The sequence below is a fragment of the Amycolatopsis sp. lyj-23 genome (assembly GCF_046549135.1).
Taxonomy (GTDB): domain Bacteria; phylum Actinomycetota; class Actinomycetes; order Mycobacteriales; family Pseudonocardiaceae; genus Amycolatopsis.
In genome coordinates this window covers 180,282-197,919 of sequence record NZ_JAJPWN010000023.1, presented here as the reverse complement: position 1 = coordinate 197,919, position 17,638 = coordinate 180,282, and the positions used below count along the sequence as shown (strand labels likewise).

The following is a 17,638-nucleotide window of genomic DNA, read 5'->3' as shown; positions in this document are numbered from 1 at the left end:
CCTGGGGGGCGTGCCCTTGTCCAGCCTATCGCCCCCCTCCGACGAAAACCCGCGAAAGACCTTCCCGCCAACCCGCCTGTCCACATCGCAGCCCTCCTGTGGACAGTCCGCGGCCTGTTCGTAACTTGCAACTTCTCGTCGTCTTATTGCGCCGATCCGGTCTACCACTTTAGAGTGACCGCAATCACGTGACAGCCGTCGCGACCCCGAGAAGAGGCTTGAGATGAGCAGTCCCTGGTCCAGAACCGCCACCCGACGGATGTTCTGCCTGCTCGCCGCGGGCGGGCTCGCCCTCACCGCCGCCGCCTGCGGGGATGGTGACTCCGCGGCCCAGAGCGGCGGGAAGGTGAAGATCACCGTCACCGGCCAGCCGCCGACCAGCCAGCCGTTCGAACGCAGCGTCTTCGACGCCGACGTCAAGGAGTTCGAGGCCGCGCACCCGAACATCGACATCGAGCCGCACGAAGGGTTCATGGACCCGAAGACGTTCTCCGCGAAGCTCGCCGGCGGGCAGCTCGAGGACGTCTACTACGTCTACTTCACCGATCCGGCGCAGATCATCGCGCGGCACCAAGCCGCCGACATCACGGAAGCCGCGAAGAGCGTTCCGCACATCAACGACATCAAGCCGGAACTCCTGGACAACTTCCGCGACGCCGGCGGCAAGCTCTACGGCCTCCCGACGATGAACTACACCATGGGCCTGCTCTACAGCCGCCCGCTGTTCCAGAAGGCCGGGCTCGATCCGGACAAGCCGCCGCAGACCTGGGACGAAGTCCGCGAAGCCGCGAAGAAGATCTCCGCGCTGGGCAACGGCGTCGTCGGGTACGCCGACTACAGCAAGAACAACCAGGGCGGCTGGCACCTGACCGGCTGGCTCTACTCGATGGGTGGCGACATCGCCCGCAAGGACGGCGACAAGTGGGTCGCCGACTTCGACAACCAAAAGGGCAAGCAGGCGCTGCAGTACCTGCACGACATGCGCTGGACCGACAACTCCATGGGCGCCAAGCAGCTCCTCGAAGCCCAGGACGTCCAGCGCATGATGGGCGCCGGCCAGCTAGGCATGTACATGGCCGCCCCGGACAACGTGCCCGTGCTCGTCAAGCAGTTCAACGGCAAGTACGAGGACTACGGCATCGCGGGCATGCCCGGCGGCCAGGGCACCCTGCTCGGCGGCGAGGGCTACATGATCAACCCGAAGGCGTCGCCGGAGAAGGTCAAGGCCGGCCTCGAGTGGATCCAGTGGAAGTACCTCAACCCGGACCGCTTCGAGAAGCACATCCAGCAGTACGTCGACGGCAAGCAGCCGGTCGGCCTGCCCGCCGAGCCGACCCCGGACGTCTGGCAGGGCGCCGTGCGCGAGCAGCAGCTGGCCCTGAAGACCAAGTACGCCAACGTTCCCGCGAAGAACTTCCAGTCCTACGTGGACACCACGAGCAAGATCAAGGGCAGCATCGAGCCGCCGAACGCGCAGCAGGTCTACGCCGCGCTCGACAGCGTCATGCAGGCCGTGCTGACCGACCAAAACGCGAACATCGACCAGCAGCTGAGCTCCGCCGCGTCGAAGGTCAACGGTGTCCTCGCCCAGGTCAAGTAGCGTGCTCGCCTGGCCCGCGGCGAAACCGTCGCGGGCCGGGCGCCCGGCCGCCACGCCGGCCAACCGCACGAAACTGCGCCGCAAGCTCAAGGAGAACCTCACCGCGTACGGCCTGCTCTGCGCCGCGCTCGTGGTGTTCGCGCTGTTCTCCTGGTACCCGATCGTGCGCGGCGTGCTGCTGAGCTTCCAGCAGGTCGACTTCGTCAACGCGCCGACGTGGGTCGGCTTCGACAACTTCGCGAAACTGTTCGACGACCCGCTCTTCGGCGTCGCCTGGCGCAACACGCTGCTGTTCACCGGGCTCGCGCTCGTCTTCGGCTTCGCCGTCCCGTTCTTCACCGCGGTGCTGCTGAACGAACTCCGCCACGCCAAGGCGTTCTTCCGGCTCGCCGTCTACCTTCCGGTGATGCTGCCGCCGGTGGTCACGGCCCTGATGTGGAAGTGGTTCTACGACCCGGGTCCCGGGCTGTTCAACTCCGCGCTCGGCGCGGTCGGCCTGCCCGGCGGCCAGTGGCTGGATTCGTCCACGACGGCGATGCTGTCCCTGGTCTTCGTCTCGACGTGGGCCAACATGGGCAGCACCACGCTCATCTACCTCGCCGCGCTCGGCACCATCCCCGGCGAGCTGTACGAAGCCGCGGAACTCGACGGCGCCGGGTTGTGGAAACGGCTGCGGCACGTGACTTTCCCGCAGACCCGGTTCGTCCTGCTCGTGCTCCTGCTGCTGCAGATCGTCGCGACCATGCAGGTGTTCACCGAGCCGTACGTGATGACCGGCGGCGGCCCGGACGACTCGACGGTGACCGTGCTCCTGCTCCTGTACCGCTACGCCTTCGTCTACAACGACTTCGGCGCGGCGAGCGCGATGAGCCTGCTGCTGTTCGTGGCGCTCGGCGTGTTCTCGGCGTGGTACGTCCGGCTGACGCGGAAGGCGGACCAATCATGAGGACCCTCGTCTCGCCCGGCGCGCTGCGCAGCCCGCGCGGCAAGGTCGTCTACGGCGTCGTCTTCGCGGGCACGCTCGCGGTGTTCGTGCTGGCCTTCATGTTCCCGCTCTACTGGGTCGTCACGGGCGCGATGAAGTCGCCGCAGGAACTGGCGCAGACCCCGGCGACGCTCGTCCCGCACGAGTGGCACCCGGAAACGTTCGCCGACGCCTGGAACCAGCTCAGCCTGGGCAAGTACTTCCTCAACACGCTCGTCGTCGCCGGTGGCGCGTGGCTGGCGCAGCTCGCCATCGACGTCCCGGCCGCGTTCGCGCTGTCCAAACTGCGGCCGAAGTTCGGCAACGTCGTGCTCGGGCTGATGCTGGCCACGCTGATGCTGCCGGCCACGGCGTTGCTGGTGCCGACGTACGTGACGGTGACGGACCTGCCGCTGCTGCACCTCAACCTGATCAACTCGCCGACGGCGGTCTGGCTGCCCGCCGCGGCGAACGCGTTCAACATCTACCTGCTGAAGCGGTTCTTCGACCAGATCCCCGACGAGCTCATCGAAGCGGCGCGCCTCGACGGCGCCGGGCCGGTGCGCACGCTCTGGCAGATCATCCTGCCGATTTCGCGGCCGATCCTGGCCGTGGTGTCGATCCTCGCGGTGGTCACCGCGTGGAAGGACTTCATCTGGCCGCTGCTGGTGTTCCCGGACACCGAAAAGCAGACGCTCTCGGTGATGCTGCAGCGGGTGGCGATCGACATGCCGCTCAACGTGCTCGTCGCCGGGATGGTGCTGGCCAGCCTGCCGATGGTGGCGCTGTTCCTCGCCTTCCAGCGGCAGATCCTCGCCGGGCTGACCGCCGGCAGCCTCAAGGGCTGAGGCTTACCACAACGACCAGGAGGGGCACTTTCGTGACCGACAAGACCGGCTGGTGGCGGAGCGCGGCGATCTACCAGGTGTACATCCGCAGCTTCGCGGACGGCAACGGCGACGGCGTCGGCGACCTCGCCGGCGTCCGCGCCCGGCTGGACCACCTGGCCGACCTGGGGGTCGACGCGATCTGGTTCACCCCGTGGTACCCGTCCCCGATGGACGACGGCGGCTACGACGTCGCCGACTTCCGCGACATCGAGCCGCTGTTCGGCACCCTCGCCGAAGCCGAGGAGCTGATCGCCGAAGCCCACGCCCGCGACATCCGCGTGATCATCGACATCGTCCCCAACCACTGCTCCGACGAGCACCGCTGGTTCCAGGCCGCACTGGCGGCGGGCCCGGGTTCGCCGGAGCGGCAGCGGTTCTGGTTCCGGCCCGGCCGCGGCCCGGACGGCAGCGAGCCGCCGAACAACTGGAAGTCGCGCTTCGGCGGGTCCGCGTGGACGCGCGTCCCGGACGGCGAGTGGTACCTGCACCTCTACAGCTCCCGCCAGCCTGACTTCAACTGGGACAACCCGGAGATCCGCACGGAGTTCGAGGACGTGCTGCGCTTCTGGTTCGACCGCGGCGTCGACGGCTTCCGCATCGACGTCGCCGACGGCCTGGTCAAGGACCCCCACCTGCCCGACGTCGACGACGGCGACGAGACGCCGTTTTCCGACCAGGAGGGGCTGCACGAGATCTACCGGTCGTGGCGCAAGATCGCCGACAGCTACGGCGGCGAGCGCGTGCTGGTCGGCGAGATGTGGCTGCCGGACATGTCCCGGGCGGCGCGGTACCTGCGCCGCGACGAGCTGCACTCGGCGTTCAACTTCGACTTCCTGGTGTGCCCGTGGGACAGCGACCGCTTCCGGGACGTCATCACGCGCACGCTGCGCGCGCACGACGAAGTCGGCGCCCCGGCGGCCTGGGTGCTGTCGAACCACGACGTAACCCGCCACGTGACGCGCTACGGCCGCGCGCACGACACGGGTTTCTCGTTCGCGAACCGCCTGCACGAGCTGCCGGTCGACCGGGCAGTCGGCACCCGCCGCGCACGGGCGGCGGCGCTGCTGACGCTGGCCCTGCCCGGCGGGCTGTACGTCTACCAGGGCGAGGAGCTGGGGTTGTGGGAGGTCCTGGACATCCCGGACGAGCTGCGCCAGGACCCGGTGTTCGCCCGCACCCACGGCACCGACCCGGGCCGCGACGGCTGCCGCGTCCCTATCCCGTGGTCCGGCGACGAGCCGCCGTTCGGTTTCGGGTCCGGAGGGGCGTGGTTGCCGCAGCCGCCGGAGTGGAAGGCGTACACGGCCGAGGCGGAGGCGGCGGACCCGGCGTCGATGCTGTCGCTGTACCGAGACGGCCTGCGGCTGCGGCGTGAGCTGCCCGCGGGTCCGTTGGAATGGCTGTCGCTGGGCGACGGGGTGCTGGCGTTCCGGACGGGTTTCACGTTCGCGTTGAACTTCTCGGCCGCGCCGGTGCCGCTCCCGCCGGGCGAGGTCCTGCTGGCGAGCGGCCCGGTGGAGGGTGAGCTGCCGACGGACACGGCGGTCTGGCTGCGGTCTTAGGTCACACCGGAGGCCGCCACGCACCCGGCGGCGGCCTCCGGTGGCCCGGTGGGCCGTGTGTCGCCGGAAATCTTCGCCGCCAGCTCGGCCAGGTGCGGTTTCGCGACGGCGATTGTGGTTGACGCAGCCGCGGTGTATACCGAGAAAGGGTTGAGCGGATCTGGGAGGGGTGCGCGATGGCCCCGTATCCCGTGCACCATGCGCTCTTCACGTTCGACATCGAAGACTTCAGCGCGCGCTACCGGGACGACCGCGCCCGGCTCGCCGTGCGCGCCGCCGTGCACCGCTTGGTGCGTGATTCGTTCACCACGGCCGATGTCGCCTGGGACTCCTGCACCTACCAGGACTGCGGGGACGGTGCCGTGATCGTCGTCCCGGCCGGTGTGTCCACCGTGCTGTTGCTCGATCCGTTGCTGCCCAAGCTGCTCGCCGGACTGGTCGACCACAACCACCGGGCACCCCCGGCCGAGCAGATCAGGTTGCGGGTCGCCGTGCACGCCGGCGAGATCACCCACGACGAGCAGGGGATGACCGGACACGACCTGGTCGTGGTCTGCCGCCTGCTGGACGCCGCCGAGCTCAGGATCGCCCTGGCGCACGCCGAGAGCCCCCTGGCGGTCGGGGTGTCCGACCACGTCTACGAAACGATCGTGCGGCACGGGTACCGGGGCATCGAGCCGTCGACCTACCACCCGGTCACCGTTCAGGTGAAGAAAACCCGGCTGCACGGCTGGATCCACGTACCCGGCTCCCCCGTGCCGCCGCACCTCGGTGCGCACGACGGCGGGACGCCGCCGCGGCAGCTGCCGCCGACTCCACCCGCGTTCGTCGGGCGCGCCGTGGAACACCGGCTGCTCGACAAATTGAGCGCCGAAAGCCGCCTCCTGGTGTTGAGCGGCCCGCCCGGCGTCGGCAAGAGCGCGGTCGCCGTGCAGTGGGCCCACCAGGTTCTCGACCACTACCCCGACGGCCAGCTGTACGCCCACCTCGGCGGCCCGGCCGGCTCGGTGACGGTGGAGCAGGTGCTGGGGCACTTCTTGCGCGTGCTGGGCGTCACCGCCTCCCGCGTACCGCTCGATCTCGTCGAGCAGTCCGCGCTGTTCCGGTCCGTCACCGCGGGCCGGCGGCTGCTGGTGGTGCTCGACGACGTCGGTTCCGCCGACCAGGTACGCGTCCTGCTGCCGGCGTCGGCGGTGGCCACGACCGTGGTGACCTGCCGGTCGAGGCTGAGCGGGCTGGTCGCGAACGGCGGCCGGCTGGTCGAGATCGACCCCCTTCCCGCGGAAGACGGGGTCGAGCTGCTCGCGCGGCTGGTCGGCGACGGCCGGATCGAACGTGAACGGCAGTGTTCGCAGCAGCTGGCCACGCTGTGCGCCGGTCTCCCGCTGGCGTTGTGCGTGGCCGGCGCCCGGCTGGTCTCCCATCCCCGGTGGCCGGTGGAAAAGGTGGTCGCCGAGCTGGTCGACGAAGGGCGTCGGCTGGCCGGCTTGTCTCTTGCCGGTGATCTGTCCGTACAGGTGGTGTTCGATATGTCGTACGAAACGTTGTCCGCTCCCGCCGCCCGGCTGTACCGGCTGCTGGGTCTGCACCCCGGGCCCGACTTCGCCATCGGTCTCGCCGCCGCCGCGGTGGCCGTGCCGGCGGCCGAGGCCGAACGGCTGGTGGACGAGCTGGTGACGGCGAACCTGCTGGCGGACCCCGCCGCCGACCGCTACCGGCTCCACGACCTGATCCGGCTGCACGCCAGGCAGCAGGCGCTGGCGCAGGAGCCCGCCGGGCAACGGGAGCTGGCGCTGCGGCGGATGCTCGACTGGTACCTGCGCACCGCCACCGACGCCGGTGCTGTGGTGACGCCGCACCGCACCGACGTGCGCCGCGATTTCACGGACACCCCCGTCGAGCGCGTGACGTTCACCGGCCATGCGGACGCCCTGGAATGGCTCGACCGCGAACGGGTGAACCTGCTGGCGGCCGCCCGCACGGCGGCGGAAAACGGCTGGAACTCCACCGCATGGCAGCTGGCCGACGCGATGTGGGGCCTGTTCCTGTACCGCACGCACTACTACGACTGGCTGCAGTTCGACCTGCTCGCGGTCCGGGCGACCGAGGAGGACGCCGACCGCGAAGCGGAGGCCGGCGCGAACGACCGGCTGGGCTTGCTCTTCCACGCCTTGGGCCGCAACGACGAGGCGCTGGCGCACATGGCGAAGGCCGCGGAGATCTGGCGGGAACTCGGGGACCGGCACCGGATCGCCGGCTCGATGGAACGGTTCGGCTTCGCGTACCTGGACCAGGGCCGCATCGAGCTCGCGCTCACGCATTCGAGCAAGCGCTCGCCGGCTACCGGGAGCTGCGGCAGCAACGCAGCGTCGGGCTCGCGTTGGTGAGCATCGGGCGCGCCCTGTTCACCGCCGGGCGCCCCGCCGAGGCCGAGCCGCCGTTGATCGAAGCCGTCGCGGTCCTGGACGACCTCGACGTGCCGGATCCGTACAACGCGGCGAGAGCACGGATCGCGCTGGCTCGTGCCGAGGTGCGGGTCGGTGCCCGGCAGCGGGCACTGGAGCGGCTCCGCGCGGCGGCGCTGACGATGCAGGCGGTGAACTCGCCACTGGGCCGCGCGGACGCCGAGTGGGCGTTGGGCGAGCTGTTCGAAGACGCCGGCGAGCCACGGGTCGCGAAGGGGCACTACGAGCGCACCGAGGAGATCTACGCCCGGCTCGGCAACCCCGGGGTGGACCGGGTGCGCGAGCGCATCCGCCGGCTCTGATGGTCAGGCCCGGAACACGCGCCGGTAGGTCGGGGGCACCGGCTCGTCAGCCGGGTGGGTGACCGGTTCGCCGTCCACCTCGATCCAGGCGTGGAACGAATACGGGTCGGCGGTGAACCCGAAACACCAGTCGACCCGGCCGCCGAGGAACGCCGCCGTCAGCACCGCGGTGAGCGAGAGCTCGACGCAGGCGACCCGGCCGGGGTACCACCGGCTCGCCCAGCGGGCGGCACCGAGCGCGGAGAGGGCGTCGGCGGTACTCGCTACCGGCTTCGACCGCTTGAGCTTGGCGACGAGAGCGGCCGAGGTCCGGAAGGGCAGGCGCAGGAGCAGCAACGCGACCAGGAACGCGAACGCGGCCGCGAGCCGCCGGCGCCTGTCCACGGGAGCCTCGTCCGCCGGCACGGCCATCAGCACACCGGCGGGATGGCGGCCACCCGTGTCGGGCAGTTCGACCAGCCCACGTGCCACCAACGCGGACACCAGCTCGTCGACGTCCCGGCGGATCCGGTCCGCCGGGACGGCCGGGTAGCGGGCGACCACGGCGTCGGCCGCCTGGTCGATGTCGGCGACACTCCGCAACTCCTGGTAGAAGACGGCTCCGCTGCGGTTGAGCACGAACCAGTGCCCGGTCGCCGAGTCGAGCAGCACGAGCCGACCCGCATCGTCCGGTACGGCGTGCACACTGGCGGGCACCCTGGCCTCGATCACGGACGGTCACCCTCCTCGCGCTCCCGCAACCACGCCTCCACCGCGAACACGTGGTGGAGTGCGCCCCAGGGCGCAGGCAGGCCCTGGATCGCCTCCTCGAGCACCCCGCGCACCGGCCCGGGCTCGAGGATCCCGAGGTCGGCGGCGACGGATTCGGTCAGCATCCGCCGCAACGCCGGAGCCGCCCGGCGGACACCGAGGTACATGTCGCGGGTGTAGTCACCCTTGGTCGTGCGAGCCAGCACCGCCGTCGGCACGAGCCCGGCCAGCGCCGCGCGCAGCAAGGGCTTGGGCGTCCGCGGATCCGCGCGCCGGCGCGCGGGCAGCGAAAGGCAGGCCCGGACCACCTCGGTGTCCATGAACGGGGCGTGCATGTCGACGCCGAACTCGGCGCCGACCGCCCGGACGGTGCGGAGTGTCAGCGTCTGCTGCCGCACGAGCTCCCGGGTGACCGCGTCGCCGGGGTCGAGCTCGTCGTCCTCGGCCAGGTGGTCCGCGGTGTCCCGGATGTGGGCGGCGAGGGACCGTCTGGCGGACGGGGTGAGCCACTGCGCCGAAGGACGCCGCCAGTGGGCGATCCTGTCCGCCTCCCAGGAGTCCGCACCGATCGGGTGACCGGCGGCCACGTCCTTCGCGAGGTCGCCCAGCGCCCGGCGCCGGGTCGTCCGGCTGAGCGTCAGGGCGCGACCGACCAGTGCGAGCGGCGTCCGGCCGCGCAGCCGTGCCCACGCCACGCAGTCCGACCACAGGCGGACCAGCTCACCGTGGCGCGCCAGGTCCGCGAGGTAGGCGGCGGGGGCTTTCAGCACGACGTCGCCCCCTTCGCCCGTCACGTGGGCTTGCGAGCCGAATTCCACCGCGCGCGTCAACCGCGCTCGCAGGGCCCCCATGGCCAGCGACGATCCGTGCGGCCAGTCGCCGGTGGGACCGAGCACCTGGTACGGCAGGTGCTCGGCACCCGCGGGCACCAGGTGGTGGCGGATGCCGGTCACACTTCGAACGTGCCGGCCGGCGAATTCGACGTCGTCGGTCACCGGGGCGGCGGGGTTGACGGAGGTGAAGGAGTCGAGCTCGCCCAGCTCGCCCGCCGCCAGCACCGTCAAGGACGTCGAATCGAGGCCGCCGGACAGGTCGAACGTCAGCCGATACGGCGACAGGGTGCGGGCCCGTACCGCCGTGGAGAGGGCTGCCCGGAGCCATTCGGCGGATTCCACCACCGTCATTTCCGGATCAGGGCGCAGGACGGAATGCGGGCGTTCGAGTATGCCGGATGGCCCGATCGACAGAACGTGCCCGGGCGGCACCCGGCGAATCCCGCGATACATCGATCGCGTGCGCACCGGTTCTCCCGATTCCGGACAGGCCAGTACCGCCGCCACGGATATTTCGTCCAATGCCGCACCGGTCAGCTGCGCAAGGCGCGCAGAATCGGTGCCGAACCAGACGGCGTCCGCTTTCTCGGCGACGAAGAGCGGAAACTGGCCGACGGGGTCGGCCAGGAGGACCGCCCCGGAACGAGTGACCAACAGGCTGGAGTGGCAGCCCGGCCAGCCGTCCGTCGCGCCGACGTCGTTCGTCCGTGACATGGCGGCACAAGCCTGTGTGAGCTGGGAGTCCGGCACGAAGCTGTGTCCGATGAGGAACAGTGTGCCGTCGGGGGAGCCGGCCTCCCGGAGGGTGGCCGACAGCGTCCGCGAGACGACGTGCGCGAGCCCGGTCGACCTCGTCCAGCAACCGGTGAGGCTCATCGGTTCACCACGACGGCACGTCACCTGTATCCGGCACCGGTTCGGGAACTAGTCTTCCTGGCTGCTTTGGTCCACGGATCCGCTGCCATTCCCGCGGGTGGTCTTGAAGGCGGGCCCGAAATCGAATACCGCCGGTGGCTCGTAGCCACTCTCCGGAGCGAGGAGGACGGTGTCCGGGTCGACGTCAGCGTCGTTCACGAGTGCCCCCTCGATACGCGATGGCGAACCGTCTTCGGCCAGTCACTGTTTGCACATAGTACAGTTGTTCGGGTTGATTGACAAAAAGTCACCCACACAGGAAGTCGACTTGTCGCAACGGTCGGGTTGAACCAAGCTGTGCACGAACCGCCACTCCCGGAGGGCCGGACTCAACAGGTCGGTGGGTCCGCCTTCGCCGACTCGCCGAAGCCTCGTCTGCGCAGTGTACTCTTCAAATCGAAGTCAACCAGCCATCAGGAGGCAGAGTGTCGAGCACGGGAGCCACGACCGTGGATGCCCGGTCCCTGCTGTGGACCCCGTCGGATTCGGTCAAGGACGTCAACCGCCGGAAGGTCATCCGCGCGGCGATGGCGGATCCCGGGATCACCCAGGTGAGCCTGGCCAAGCGCCTTCTGCTGTCGCAGGGAACCGTCTCCGCGGTGGTCTCGGAACTGCAGCAGGAGGGCATCTTCCGCGTGCAGAGCGAGGAGGGTGAGCGCGGCAAACGGGTCCGGCTCGGCGCCGTCCGCGGGGTGGCCGTCGGCGTGGAGGTCAACCACGACCGGATCGCGGTGGCGGCCCGCCGCGTGGACACCTCGGCGGTCGAGTACGAATCGATGTCCTTCCGCGCCGACCAGGGCAGCAGCAGCTGGGTGCGGGAGAGCGCCAACCTCATCAAGGAGCTGACGGTCCAGACCGGGCTCGACATCGACCACATCGTCTCGATCGGCGTGGGCATCCCGGCCGCGGTCGACCCGCGGACCGCCATGGTCACCCAGGTGGCCGCCTCGCTCGACTGGGACATCACCGGCAGCGTCCCGGAACGGTTCCGCGACCACTTCCGCGACGTGCCGATCATCGTGGACAACGAGGCCAACTACGCCGCCTACGGCGAGTACCTGTACGGCGCCGGTCGCGGCGCCGGGACCGTGCTGTTCGTCAAGGCGTCCGTCGGCCTCGGCGCCGGGCTGATCATCGGCGGCCTCATCTACCGGGGACGGCACGGGTACGGCGGGGAGATCGGCCACCTGACCATGGACCCGGACGGCATCCCGTGCCGGTGCGGCAACCGCGGCTGCCTGGAGACCCTGGTCGGCGGGGCCCGCCTCCTCGAACAGGTCCGGCAGGCGTACGCGGGGTACCGCGCCGATCTGCCGACCAGCGTCGAAGGCATGATCGAACGCGCCAAGCGCGGCGACGCCGTGTGCCGGCGGGTGCTCCAGGACGCAGCCCGGACCATCGGCCTCGCGCTCGCCCGCGTGTGCAACCTGATGAACCCCGAGCTCATCGTCCTCGGCGGCGAACTGGGGAGGGCACCGGAGCTGCTGCTCGAACCCATGATGGACGGCCTGCGGCTCTACGCGCTCCGCGGCATGGTCGACTCGAAGGACCCGGTGAAGATCGTCGGCTCGGACCTGGGCCTCGCCGCGGGAGCACGGGGAGCGCTCGGGTTCGCGCTCATGACCGACCGCACCGTCGAAGCGTGAGCGAGCCTCATACCTTCATCACCTTGACTTCAATTTGAAGGCAAGTAGACTTTTGTCAGAGCCTCGCAGTTATCGGTTCCGAAGTTGCGGGACGACGGCCACGCCGTACCGGGCCGCCACAAGTGGCACCGCGCCGCGGTTCCACCGGCTTGCCGGAGGCTGACAAAAGGACGGGTGTACGACTGGGTCGAAGGGCCGAGCACTTCGATTCGATGGTCGGACGTCATGAAAGGTGCCGCGCGATGGACGTCCTCCCACTTCACCTCATGACGACCGGTTCCTCGTCCGGCGGCATCCGCCGCCTCGCGGACCGCTACCTGCCGAAGGCCTCCACCACCCCTCGCCCCCGCCCCGCGCCGAAGCGCGGTCGCAGCTGGATCAAGCCGCCGCCGGCGGCCGCGCCGGTCAGCCCCGACGCGGCCGCCGAGCCGCGGGCCGAGCACTGGAACACGATGGACATCGAGCGCACGGTCCTGGTCGCCGTGCACACCATCACCAGCCTGATCCGGCTGGAGGACATGGTCCTGCACCTCGAGAACGATCCGCGGGTGCAGCTCATCTACACCCAGGTGCCCGACCAGTTCGGCGAAGGTGTGGAGAACCGGCTGCGGGAACTGGAGGTCCGCGTCATCCCGTGGGCGGAGGCGATCAGCCGGAAGTTCGACCTGGTCGTCGCGGCGAGCTTGCACCGCATCGGCGACCTGCCGGCCCGGGCGAGGTTCGCCGCCCCGCACGGTGCCGGGTACAACAAGCTCTGGCCCGCGTGGGCGTGGCCCGGGCTGGACGACGACCGGCCGGTGTACGGCCTGGACCGGGCGTCGCTGCTCGACGACGAGGGCCGGCCGGTCGTCGACGCGTTGCTGCTCCCCCATCCCGCCCACCTGTCCACCCTGTCCCGCCAGTGCCCCGAAGCGGTGCCGTACGCGGTGGTGGCCGGCGACCCGTGTTACGACCGGTTGCTCGTCTGCCGTGCGCATCGGGAGCACTACCGGGAACGGCTCGGCATCCGGGACGCGCAGACCCTCGTGGCCGTGTCGTCGACCTGGGGGTCGCGCTCGCTGCTGGCGGTGAACGGCGATCTCCCCCGGCGGCTGGCGAGCGAGCTCCCGGCCAACCACCGGGTGATCGCCACCGTGCACCCGGCCGTCTGGGCGGGGCACGGCGCCCGGCAGGTCCGGAACTGGTTCGGCGAGGCGCGCGCAGCCGGGCTCGACGTGGTCGACACCTACGAGGATTGGCGAGGTCTCCTGGCCGCCGCCGACTTCCTCGTCGCCGACCACGGCTCACTTTCGGCCTACGCGGCCGGCGCGGAGATCCCGGTGCTGCTGAGCCACTTCGCGGACACCGAGGTCGATCCGGACTCGATCGTGGCCGAACTGGCCAGGCACAGCCCGCTGTTCGATCCGCAAGCGTCGCTGGTCAGCCAGCTCGCCGCCGCGAGGGAAGCGCAGCCCGCCCAGTGGCAGGCCGTCCACGACCGGCTGGCCGCCCGGAAGGGAGTGTCGGCCGAGATCGTCCGGGAGACGCTCTACCGCAAGCTTTCCCTGACCGAGCTGCCGCAACCGGCCCGCTGGCCACTGGTGCCCCCGCCGCGGCTCGTGCAGGACAACCGCCGCAGCCAGTGACGCCCTCGGCGGGAGCCGGGCCCGACCACTACTTCGTGAGCTGCAGGACGTCCACACCGCGGGTGTTGTCGGCGACGTAGACGTACTTCCCGTGCCAGTACGGCGCCCAAGCGCTCGCGTCGCCCGGGCGGTAGTAAGCGATCTGCCGCGGGTTCGTCGGGTCGCTGACATCGAGGAACCGCGTGCCCTGCGCGTAGAACGACTGCACCAGGATCTTCCCCCGGACGTCGAAGTAGTGCGCGGAGCAGTCGTCCGAGGCCGGGTCGCTGCCTTCCTGGCCGTTGACGCCCCAGGTGCCCACGCTCTGCAGGCGGAACGGCTTCTCCGGCGTCGAACGCCAGCCTTCGCCGTGGTAGGAGCCGGCCAGGGACGAGATCGTCAGGACGCCGTCGCCCGCGCAGCCGGCGACGAAGTTCTCCTCCGTCGCGTAGATCAGGTCCTGGCCGCGCCAAGCGCCGTCGCCGATGCGGTGGCCGGTCGGGTGGAAGCTGTTGTGCATGAACCGGGACGGTGCCGCCGTCTCGGCGATGCCGCCGCCCGCGTACGGGACCGGTTCGTGGGCCGTCGCACGGCGGATCTTCCCGGTCAGCGGGTCGCGGTGGATGCCGGAAGTCCAGTAGCCGCGGACGCCGCCGCGGCCCGAGACCCAGGCCACGCCGTCGGCGTCCACCTGGACGTCGTGCACGTAGTCGGTCTTGCCGTCGTTGCGGGCCAGCTCGATGGGCTCCGGGTTCACCTTCGGGTGCTTCGGGTCGCGGACGTCGGTGACCCAGATCGGCCGCCCGCCCCAGTCGGCCGGCTGGTTGTCCGCCTTCGCCGGGCCGCCGGTCCACAGGTAGCGGCAGCCGTCGACGCAGCTGGTCGTGTGGCCGGCCGGGACCTGGACGTAGCTGAGGATCGCCGGGGCCTCGGGCTTCGAGACGTCGACGACGTAGATGCCGGACTCGCCGGTGTGCGTGGTCCCGCCGTACGCCCGCGGGTCGCGCGAGAGGAAGACCAGCTTGCGGTTCCGGTCGACCTCGGTGTCCTCGGTCTCCCACAGCCCCGGCAGGCTGACCTGGCCGACCAGCTTCGGCGCGGCCGGGTTCTTCGTCAGGTCGTAGACCTTGAGCCCGAACTCGCCGGACACGACCATGACGTCCCGGCGGCCGTAGTCGAGGAAGTTGATCGAGATCGCGCCGGCGGCGTCCGGCACGTTGCCGACGGCCTTGACGTTCTTGATCGCCCCCGGGTCGCCCAGCGTCCGGGCGGCCGGGACCGCCGGTTTGTCGTCCTCGCCGCAGGCCGCGGCCGGCCACCCGGTCGCTACCAGCGTGGCGCTGACGGTGACGGCGGCGAAGCACGACCGCAACCAGGTGCGCACGCGAAACCTCCCAGAACCCCGGCGAGCGTGACCTCCCGAACGGTACGACGGAGATCAACCGGACACAACCGTCTTTCGTTGCCTTCCGACTGGTAGGACTGGCACATGCGTCTGCTCGCCCTGTTCGCTGCCCTGGTCCTCGCGCTGACCGGCTGCTCCGGTGCCGATCCCGCGCGGCCCGGCGTCCTGTCCGTCGGCCTCCGCGAACCCGCGACGCTGCTGCCCGCCGACCTCGCCGACCAGGCGGGCCGCCTGGTGACGGGCGCGCTGTGGACGCCGCTGGCCGACTACGACGCGACGTCCGGGAAGGTGACGCCGCGCGCGGCGGCGTCGATCGAAAGCGGCGACCGGGTGCACTGGACGGTCAAGCTGCGGCCCGGGACGTTCCACGACGGCACCCCGGTCACCGCTCAGTCCTATGTGGACACCTGGCGGGCGATCGCCGCGGAGCAGTGGGTGTCCTCCCCGGTGCTGACGAAGCTGCTGCGCGCCCGCGAGATCAAGGCGACGGCGCCGGACACGATCGCGCTGACGCTCGACCGGCCGTCCGGCCAGGTCCCCGCGCTGCTGTCGGCACCGGGCCTGGTCCCGCTCCCGGCGTCGGTGCTCGCCTCCCGCGACTGGGACGGCTTCGCGAAGGCGCCGGTCGGCAACGGCCCGTACCGCCTCGACGGCGGCTGGAAGCCGGGCTCGGGCGGCACCCTCAAGCGCGTCGGCGCCGGGAAGGCCGAGGAGGTCGAGCTGCGGGTCGGCGAGCCGGCCGCCCAGTACGACGCGGTCAAGGCGGGCACCCTGGACCTCGCGACGGAGGTCCCCGGCGACCGGCACGAAGCCGTGCAGGGCGACTTCGCGGACCGGCACGCGTCGTGGGCCCTGCCCGAAGCGGGCTACCTGGCGTTCCCGGTGACGGACCCGCGGTTCGCCGACCCGACGGTCCGCCACGGCTTCGCGCTGGGCGTGGACCGCGCGGCACTGGAGGCCGGGCCGCTGGCCCACCAGGTCGACCCGGCCAAGGCGCTGCTGCCGCCGTCGGACGCCCCGGGCGAGCGGACGGGCACCTGCCGCCCGTGCAGCTTCGACGCGGCGGCGGGCAAGGCCCTGCTGAAGCAGGCGGCCTTCCCCGGCGGCGCCACCGTCTACTTCGGACCGGGCGCGGAGTCGTGGACGCGGACGCTGGTGGTCGGGCTGCACAAGGCGCTGGACGTATCCGTGACCGCGCAGGCGGTGCCGAAGACGGGGCCGCTGGACGGACCGTCCACGTTGGACGTCAAGCTGGCGACGGCCAGCCCGTACGAGCTGCTGTCGTTGCTGGCTTCACAGTCGGGGTACACGGACGAGGTCTTCCGCCAGAACCTGTCCATGGCCGACGCGGCGGCCACACCGGAGGAGGCGGGCGAGCTGTACCGGCTGGCGGAGAACCAGCTGCTGCGGGATCTGCCGGCGGCCCCGCTGTGGTCGGGCCACGGCCACGCGGTGTGGGGCCCCCGGGTCCACGACGTCACGGCGACGCCGTTCACCGGCCCGGTGCTGGCCGGGATCGGTGTCTCGTGAGCTGGGACCCGCACTGCTGGGCCGCCTCCAGTGTCGCGTGTCCCAGGTTCGCTGACGCTCACCGAGCCGGGGGTAGGTAGGGGTCCCGAACGCCCCAAGGCGGCCTTGGTTGCGTCTGACGCACCGAAGGCCGCCTTGGGTGCTCCATCCATGCCCCCGCCGCCACCCTCAACGGATGCCACATTGAGGTGCTTGAGCCGGGTCGCTGTCGACAAACCTCGGACACGTGACGCTAAACCCTCGCGTGCGCCACCAGGGTCTCGATGAACGCCCTGGTCAGCGGATCCGGGTCCGCCCGGGTGTAAGCCACCAGCGTCCGGCGGACCGGCACGCTCGGCCGCAGCACCCGGCCGTCGAAGCGGGCCGGGAGGACGTTCGCCGGGACCAGCGCCGGGCCGAGGCCGGCCGCCGCCAGGATCGGGGCCGCCGCCGTCTGCTCGGTGCGGACCGCCGGGCGGGGGCGGAAGCCCGCCGCCGCGCAGGTGGCGTCGACCAGCTCGGCCAGGCCGTTGCCCGGGGCGTAGTGCACCCACGCGCAATCCGCCAGGGTCGCCAAGTCGACTTCGCCGGTGTCGTCGTCCTCGCGGGCGCCGTCCGCGGGCAGCACCACGACGAACTCCTCCACGCCGAGCTCCCGCACCGGCCCCGCCCAGTCGCCGGGCCGCGGGCCGAGCGCGACGTCGGCCTCCCCCGCCGCCATCGCCTCCCGCAGCTCGTCGGCGTGCCGGAACTCGATCAGCCGGACGTCGACCTCCGGCCGGGCGCGCCGCCACACGCGCAACGCCGGCGGCAAGACGCCCAGGCTCACCGAGTACACCGTGGCGACCTGCAGCTCGCCCGCCGTCGTCCCGGACGCCAGCCGGGCCGCGCAGCGCGCGCGTTCGGCGTCGGCCAGCGCCGCCCGCGCGTGCGGCAGCATCGCCCGGCCCATCGGCGTGAGCCGGACCGCGCGGGGCAGCCGCTCCAGCAGCGGGCCGCCGAGGCTGCGTTCGAGAGCCCGCATCTGGTGCGACAACGCCGGCTGCGTCACGTGCAGCTGCTCGGCGGCGCGGGTGAACGAGCCGGTGTCGACCACCGTGACCAGGTACTCGAGCTGCCGGAGACTTGTCATGAACACAGCTTATCGACTTGGTGACTACCAAGCCTTGGACTTATCGACCGAGCGCGCCCAG

Annotated in this window: 13 protein-coding genes; 9 read left to right on the top strand and 4 right to left on the bottom strand. The window is 71.0% G+C overall.

Annotated elements, in window-relative coordinates:
• Positions 1-223: 223 nt before the first annotated feature.
• The 6 genes from ACLJPY_RS43865 to ACLJPY_RS43840 all read left to right on the top strand — a co-directional run bounded on the left by ACLJPY_RS43865 (position 224) and on the right by ACLJPY_RS43840 (position 7,783).
• On the top strand, positions 224-1,600 hold the full coding sequence (locus ACLJPY_RS43865; protein WP_410596903.1) for an ABC transporter substrate-binding protein: 1,377 nt from the start codon (positions 224-226) through the stop codon (positions 1,598-1,600).
• Entirely contained in the window at positions 1,578-2,546 is a 969-nt protein-coding gene (locus ACLJPY_RS43860) for a carbohydrate ABC transporter permease (RefSeq protein ID WP_410596902.1), read from the top strand. The genes ACLJPY_RS43865 and ACLJPY_RS43860 overlap by 23 nt, the downstream gene beginning before the upstream one ends.
• The gene (locus ACLJPY_RS43855; RefSeq protein ID WP_410596901.1) at positions 2,543-3,412 is read left to right on the top strand and encodes a carbohydrate ABC transporter permease; all 870 of its coding nucleotides are present in this window, start codon (positions 2,543-2,545) and stop codon (positions 3,410-3,412) included. Before ACLJPY_RS43860 ends, ACLJPY_RS43855 begins: the two co-directional genes overlap by 4 nt.
• 32 nt (positions 3,413-3,444) lie before the next feature.
• Positions 3,445-5,016 carry a glycoside hydrolase family 13 protein gene (locus ACLJPY_RS43850; protein WP_410596900.1) on the top strand — a complete coding sequence of 524 codons (1,572 nt, stop codon included), beginning with the start codon at positions 3,445-3,447 and terminating at the stop codon, positions 5,014-5,016.
• A gap of 176 nt (positions 5,017-5,192) precedes the next feature.
• Positions 5,193-7,403, top strand: coding sequence for an ATP-binding protein (locus tag ACLJPY_RS43845; RefSeq protein WP_410596899.1), 2,211 nt, complete (start codon positions 5,193-5,195; stop codon positions 7,401-7,403).
• On the top strand, positions 7,400-7,783 hold the full coding sequence (locus tag ACLJPY_RS43840; protein WP_410596898.1) for a hypothetical protein: 384 nt from the start codon (positions 7,400-7,402) through the stop codon (positions 7,781-7,783). Before ACLJPY_RS43845 ends, ACLJPY_RS43840 begins: the two co-directional genes overlap by 4 nt.
• A gap of 3 nt (positions 7,784-7,786) precedes the next feature.
• On the opposite strand, the gene ACLJPY_RS43835 is transcribed toward ACLJPY_RS43840, so the two are convergent.
• Both ACLJPY_RS43835 and ACLJPY_RS43830 read right to left on the bottom strand, forming a co-directional pair.
• Complete coding sequence (locus ACLJPY_RS43835; protein ID WP_410596897.1) at positions 7,787-8,494, bottom strand: lasso peptide biosynthesis B2 protein; 708 nt, start codon at positions 8,492-8,494, stop codon at positions 7,787-7,789.
• A complete protein-coding gene (locus tag ACLJPY_RS43830; RefSeq protein ID WP_410596896.1) occupies positions 8,491-10,242 on the bottom strand; it encodes a lasso peptide isopeptide bond-forming cyclase in 1,752 nt (583 codons plus the stop codon). The genes ACLJPY_RS43835 and ACLJPY_RS43830 overlap by 4 nt, the downstream gene beginning before the upstream one ends.
• Positions 10,243-10,706: 464 nt before the next feature.
• Here ACLJPY_RS43830 and ACLJPY_RS43825 point away from each other — a divergent pair, with 464 nt between their 5' ends.
• The gene (locus ACLJPY_RS43825) at positions 10,707-11,927 is read left to right on the top strand and encodes an ROK family transcriptional regulator (RefSeq protein ID WP_410596895.1); all 1,221 of its coding nucleotides are present in this window, start codon (positions 10,707-10,709) and stop codon (positions 11,925-11,927) included.
• A 266-nt stretch (positions 11,928-12,193) separates the two neighbouring features.
• Positions 12,194-13,552, top strand: coding sequence for a hypothetical protein (locus ACLJPY_RS43820; RefSeq protein ID WP_410596894.1), 1,359 nt, complete (start codon positions 12,194-12,196; stop codon positions 13,550-13,552).
• Between the two features lie 28 nt (positions 13,553-13,580).
• Here the strand turns inward: ACLJPY_RS43820 and ACLJPY_RS43815 are convergent, their stop codons facing one another.
• Complete coding sequence (locus tag ACLJPY_RS43815) at positions 13,581-14,915, bottom strand: LVIVD repeat-containing protein (RefSeq protein ID WP_410596893.1); 1,335 nt, start codon at positions 14,913-14,915, stop codon at positions 13,581-13,583.
• A gap of 105 nt (positions 14,916-15,020) precedes the next feature.
• On the opposite strand from ACLJPY_RS43815, the gene ACLJPY_RS43810 reads away from it, so the two are divergent.
• The gene (locus ACLJPY_RS43810; protein WP_410596892.1) at positions 15,021-16,466 is read left to right on the top strand and encodes an ABC transporter substrate-binding protein; all 1,446 of its coding nucleotides are present in this window, start codon (positions 15,021-15,023) and stop codon (positions 16,464-16,466) included.
• 232 nt (positions 16,467-16,698) lie between these two features.
• Here the strand turns inward: ACLJPY_RS43810 and ACLJPY_RS43805 are convergent, their stop codons facing one another.
• Positions 16,699-17,577 (bottom strand): LysR family transcriptional regulator, encoded by an 879-nt coding sequence (locus ACLJPY_RS43805; RefSeq protein ID WP_410596891.1) that lies wholly within the window; start codon positions 17,575-17,577, stop codon positions 16,699-16,701.
• Positions 17,578-17,638 lie beyond the last annotated feature (61 nt).

Excerpts from the sequence above, each read along its gene's own strand:
- ACLJPY_RS43865 (WP_410596903.1), top strand. The coding sequence starts at position 224 with ATGAGCAGTCCCTGGTCCAGAACCGCCACCCGACGGATGTTCTGCCTG.
- ACLJPY_RS43855 (WP_410596901.1), top strand. The coding sequence starts at position 2,543 with ATGAGGACCCTCGTCTCGCCCGGCGCGCTGCGCAGCCCGCGCGGCAAG.
- ACLJPY_RS43845 (WP_410596899.1), top strand. The coding sequence starts at position 5,193 with ATGGCCCCGTATCCCGTGCACCATGCGCTCTTCACGTTCGACATCGAA.
- ACLJPY_RS43830 (WP_410596896.1), bottom strand. The coding sequence starts at position 10,242 with ATGAGCCTCACCGGTTGCTGGACGAGGTCGACCGGGCTCGCGCACGTC.
- ACLJPY_RS43820 (WP_410596894.1), top strand. The coding sequence starts at position 12,194 with ATGACGACCGGTTCCTCGTCCGGCGGCATCCGCCGCCTCGCGGACCGC.
- ACLJPY_RS43810 (WP_410596892.1), top strand. The coding sequence starts at position 15,021 with ATGCGTCTGCTCGCCCTGTTCGCTGCCCTGGTCCTCGCGCTGACCGGC.
- ACLJPY_RS43805 (WP_410596891.1), bottom strand. The coding sequence starts at position 17,577 with ATGACAAGTCTCCGGCAGCTCGAGTACCTGGTCACGGTGGTCGACACC.